This window comes from Methyloglobulus sp., assembly GCF_046714055.1.
Classification (GTDB): domain Bacteria; phylum Pseudomonadota; class Gammaproteobacteria; order Methylococcales; family Methylomonadaceae; genus Methyloglobulus.
Map to the genome: position 1 here is coordinate 1 of NZ_JBKKBJ010000147.1, position 3703 is coordinate 3703.

Genomic DNA, 3703 nt, shown 5'->3' on the forward strand with positions numbered 1-3703 from the left:
GCCTGGAGTGCCTTTCAATCAAACACAAGCTCAATCATTTTGCTCTCAGGGCTAAATTGTATTTGAAAGCCGTCCGGCTGGCTTTCGACGAGCTTCAAACGCTTAAGTGCGTAAGGTGAGTTAGTAAATACTCTCGATTATTCATATTCACCTCTAATGACATTATAAATCTGCCTCTAGAAGTGTCCTGTTTAATTAAATCATATCAAAGGGGCGTGCCGCTCACAGACCTTAAGCGAAGCTACCGAACCTTATTATTTTTTATTTTTCATAGGTTTGATTGATATCGGGGCGCAATTCCTCCGAGTCTATGCGTACGGTCAATCCCACCAACGGACTACCCTTTTCGGTCAATTGTGCGACCCGTTCTTCTACGCCATACATCCTGTTTCATCGGCTAAACGTCTCGTCTTGGCAGGTATGAAGCTATTTTCTCATTCCGTTACCCACCCCGCTGTTGCTTAAGCAATAACTCGGCAAACTCTTCCGCTGGTATGGGGCGGCTTTTGATATAACCCTGATAAGTGTCACAACCCCTGCCCTGTAAGAACAACAGCTGCTCCGGTGTTTCCACGCCTTCTGCCAACACTTTAAACCCTAAGGTATGCCCCATCGCCACAATGGTCGCAGCAATTTCCATGCCGCCTTTATTATGGGGAATTTCGTCGATAAAACTTTTGTCAATTTTCAGCACATCCAGAGGGAAATGTTTGAGATAAGACAGCGATGAATAGCCGGTACCAAAGTCGTCAATGGCAAGACGAACGCCTTGGCTATGAAGGCTGTTGAGAATATTCGTCGCGTTGTCCTGATTCTCCATCAATCCGCTTTCGGTTATTTCCAATTCCAGTTGCCCGGCTGGAAAACCGGTTTCGGCCAATACCTTAGCTACCAAGGCGTTAATGTCGCTACGTCGGAACTGTTGTGGTGAAACATTTACCGCCAAGGTTAACGGTGGCAACCCCATATCGAGCCACAGCTGACCTTGGCGACAGGTATCCCGTAGCACCCACTCACCAATCTTTACAATCAAACTGGATTCTTCGGCAATCGGAATAAAAAGGGAGGGGGGTATTAGCCCCTCGTCAGGATCTTGCCAGCGCACCAAGGCCTCGGCTCCAACAATGCGGTCACTGGCAATATCTATTTGCGGTTGGTAGAACACGCGCAGTTCCTGTTGCTCAATCGCTCTACGCAGCCGTCCTTCCAACACAATGCGCTCGCGAATGGTACGGGTGATATCCTCCGAAAAATAGGCAATGCAGCGTCAGCATAATCCAGTAATAGTTCAGAGTTGTCTGCGTGTTGTGGGTACAGGCTGATACCAATGCTGGCGCCAATCTGCACATCGTCACTTTGGATGAGCTGGAAAGATTTGGTTAGGTCGGCGATGATTTCTTTAGCGATCCGCGCGGCATCGTCCGGGTGAGCAATGTTTTCCAGCAACACGATAAATTCATCGCCGCCCCAACGGGCAATCGTGTCTCCAGCACGCAACCGGGCTTTGAGCCTTTCAGCAACCTGTTGCAGTAACTGGTCACCCGCCTGATGACCAAAACTATCGTTAACCGCTTTAAAACGATCTAGATCGAGCATCAGTAAGGCCAGTTGCCTACCTTCACGTCGCGCTATTGCGATGCCATAATTTAGCCGCTCAATCAACAGCCGACGGTTAGGAAGCTGAGTAAGCGGATCATAGAAGGCCAGTTTTTTGATCTTTTCTTCGGCCAACTTGCGCTCAGTGATATCGATATGGGTGTAAACATAATGGGAAACTACGCCATCGTGCCCTTTCGCCGCAGTGATAACTAACCAATTGGGATAAATTTCACCATCTTTGCGCCGCCCCCAAATTTCGCCTTGCCATGAACCGGTGTGCTCGACACTCTCCCACATTACGGAATTAAAAACCTCATCGTGTTGTCCTGATTTGAGCAGGTCTATGTGCCTGCCCACCGTTTCATCTGCCGTGTAGCCGGTAGATTCAGTGAAGGCCCTGTTGACCTGCAAAATGACACAGTTGGCATCGGTGATGACCATTGCTTCCTGGGTCTCGAAAGCAGTGGCAGCGACACGAAGCTGAATCTCTGCTTGTTTGCGCTCAGTAATATCCATCGCCGAGCCGATGTAACCGGTAAATTTACCGCCACCATTATAGAGGGGTATCGCTTTGTCTAAAATCCAGTGCCAAGCTCCGTCCACGCCACGTATACGGTATTCAGACGTAATGGGGTCTTTGCGTTGTGTGTTTTGATAATACCCCACGAAAGCCGTGTCCCTGTCATCTGGATGAACCGTCTTGATCCACGCCTTATAAGCCATTTGTGTAGACTCAATCCCTGTTAAATCCTGCCAGGATTGATTGACGAAAGTGGAATTTCCATTTTCGTCTGTAATCCAAATTATAATGGATGAATTGTTGGCTATCTTTCGAAAACGCTCCTCACTCGCCTGTAGTGCTACCTCTGCTTGCTTCTGAAGAGTAACGTCCCGCAAAGCACTGGCTATAAATAGGCCTTGTTCCGTTTGAATGGGACTTAAACTGATGTCAACGTCAAATTCACTATTATCTTTTTTTAGCCCCATCCCCCTCATTCTGGTGAATGGCGTTTCGAGAAATTGTGCCCGTAGTGCAGGATGGCCAACACGAAAGCGTTCAGGCAGCAGAACCTCTATCGACTCCCCTATCAACTCATCAGCCTTATAACCAAGCAAGATCTCAGCCTGCTGATTGGCCATGCTAATAATTCCCTGGTCATTGCTAATTAACATGGCATCTGGCGTAGCATTGAAGATAGCACGAAGATATGTTTCGCTTGTTTTCAACGCCTGAGGGCTAGGCAGTTGCAATAGTTTAGGGATCAACGGCCAGATTAGTAAGGCGGTCACTAGCGAAACGAGCGCTGTGGCAAATTTGATCAGCCCTTCTAGCCAATAATCCGGATGCCAAATTGTCCAGATGCTCATTAAATGAGTGGTGCCGTATAAAAGAATAAACATTCCAAACAGTACAAACACCCAACGATAAGCTAGATCAGTACGTTTATGAACGAAATACAACATCGCAAAAGTAATGGAAAAATAAGCGATCGCAATGATCGCCTCGCTAAGGATATGCAACTACAAAATTGAAGGTAGCCAGAGATAACAAGCGCCGTGCGGCATAAAACCATTAGGGTTGACTAATAAATCATTAAGTCTGGTTAACATATGTCTCTCCGTTAATAATGCTACGTTTAGCAAAAACGTACAATCTGTATAATGTATAATACATATAGACGACTGCTGTCGCAAGAATTGGGTCGATCGGTGTTGGGAGTAAATTAAATGTCCGGTTTCAGGGTACCTAAGGAGGTGCTGGACGGAACTGGGCAGAATGGCCACAGGAGACCCGGAAGATGAGGTTCGAAGGAGGCTACGGTGGATGGCGGCAAGGGCGTTTGACGCAAGAAGGAGCGGCGCGGCTGTTGGGCGTGTGCGAAAGGACGTCCCGCCGGCATATTGACCGCCATGAGGACCAAGGCCTGGACGGCTTGGTCGACAAGCGGCTGAGCCAGGTTTCACATCGACGGGCGCCCGTGGACGGGGTGGTGCGGTTGGTCGGCTGTTACCGCAAACGCCATGAAGGTTGGAATGCCAAACACTTTTACGCATGGCACAAACGGGACGGGGCGGGCGCAGTCACAGTTGGGTGAAAAACCGT

The 3703-nt window shown here is 48.4% G+C and carries 4 protein-coding genes; 1 reads left to right on the forward strand and 3 read right to left on the reverse strand.

Translation table 11 applies throughout. The features are described 5' to 3' along the window. Positions 1 to 261 precede the first annotated feature (261 nt). From ACLQ6D_RS08885 to ACLQ6D_RS08895, 3 genes are read right to left on the reverse strand one after another with little or no spacing between them, the layout of a single operon-like run. A complete protein-coding gene (locus ACLQ6D_RS08885; protein WP_411726927.1) occupies positions 262 to 384 on the reverse strand; it encodes a hypothetical protein in 123 nt (40 codons plus the stop codon). A gap of 58 nt (positions 385 to 442) precedes the next feature. Beyond that, a complete protein-coding gene (locus ACLQ6D_RS08890; protein ID WP_411726928.1) occupies positions 443 to 1165 on the reverse strand; it encodes a putative bifunctional diguanylate cyclase/phosphodiesterase in 723 nt (240 codons plus the stop codon). Next, the gene (locus tag ACLQ6D_RS08895; RefSeq protein ID WP_411726929.1) at positions 1144 to 2967 is read right to left on the reverse strand and encodes a PAS domain S-box protein; all 1824 of its coding nucleotides are present in this window, start codon (positions 2965 to 2967) and stop codon (positions 1144 to 1146) included. The genes ACLQ6D_RS08890 and ACLQ6D_RS08895 overlap by 22 nt, the downstream gene beginning before the upstream one ends. Before the next feature lie 431 nt (positions 2968 to 3398). Here ACLQ6D_RS08895 and ACLQ6D_RS08900 point away from each other — a divergent pair, with 431 nt between their 5' ends. Beyond that, positions 3399 to 3695: a helix-turn-helix domain-containing protein gene (locus ACLQ6D_RS08900; protein WP_411726930.1), complete on the forward strand. Its 297-nt coding sequence runs from the start codon at positions 3399 to 3401 to the stop codon at positions 3693 to 3695. Positions 3696 to 3703 lie beyond the last annotated feature (8 nt).

Coding starts and splice junctions, on each gene's coding strand:
- ACLQ6D_RS08900 (WP_411726930.1), top strand. CDS start 3,399: ATGAGGTTCGAAGGAGGCTACGGTGGATGGCGGCAAGGGCGTTTGACG.
- ACLQ6D_RS08895 (WP_411726929.1), bottom strand. CDS start 2,967: ATGAGCATCTGGACAATTTGGCATCCGGATTATTGGCTAGAAGGGCTG.
- ACLQ6D_RS08885 (WP_411726927.1), bottom strand. CDS start 384: ATGTATGGCGTAGAAGAACGGGTCGCACAATTGACCGAAAAGGGTAGT.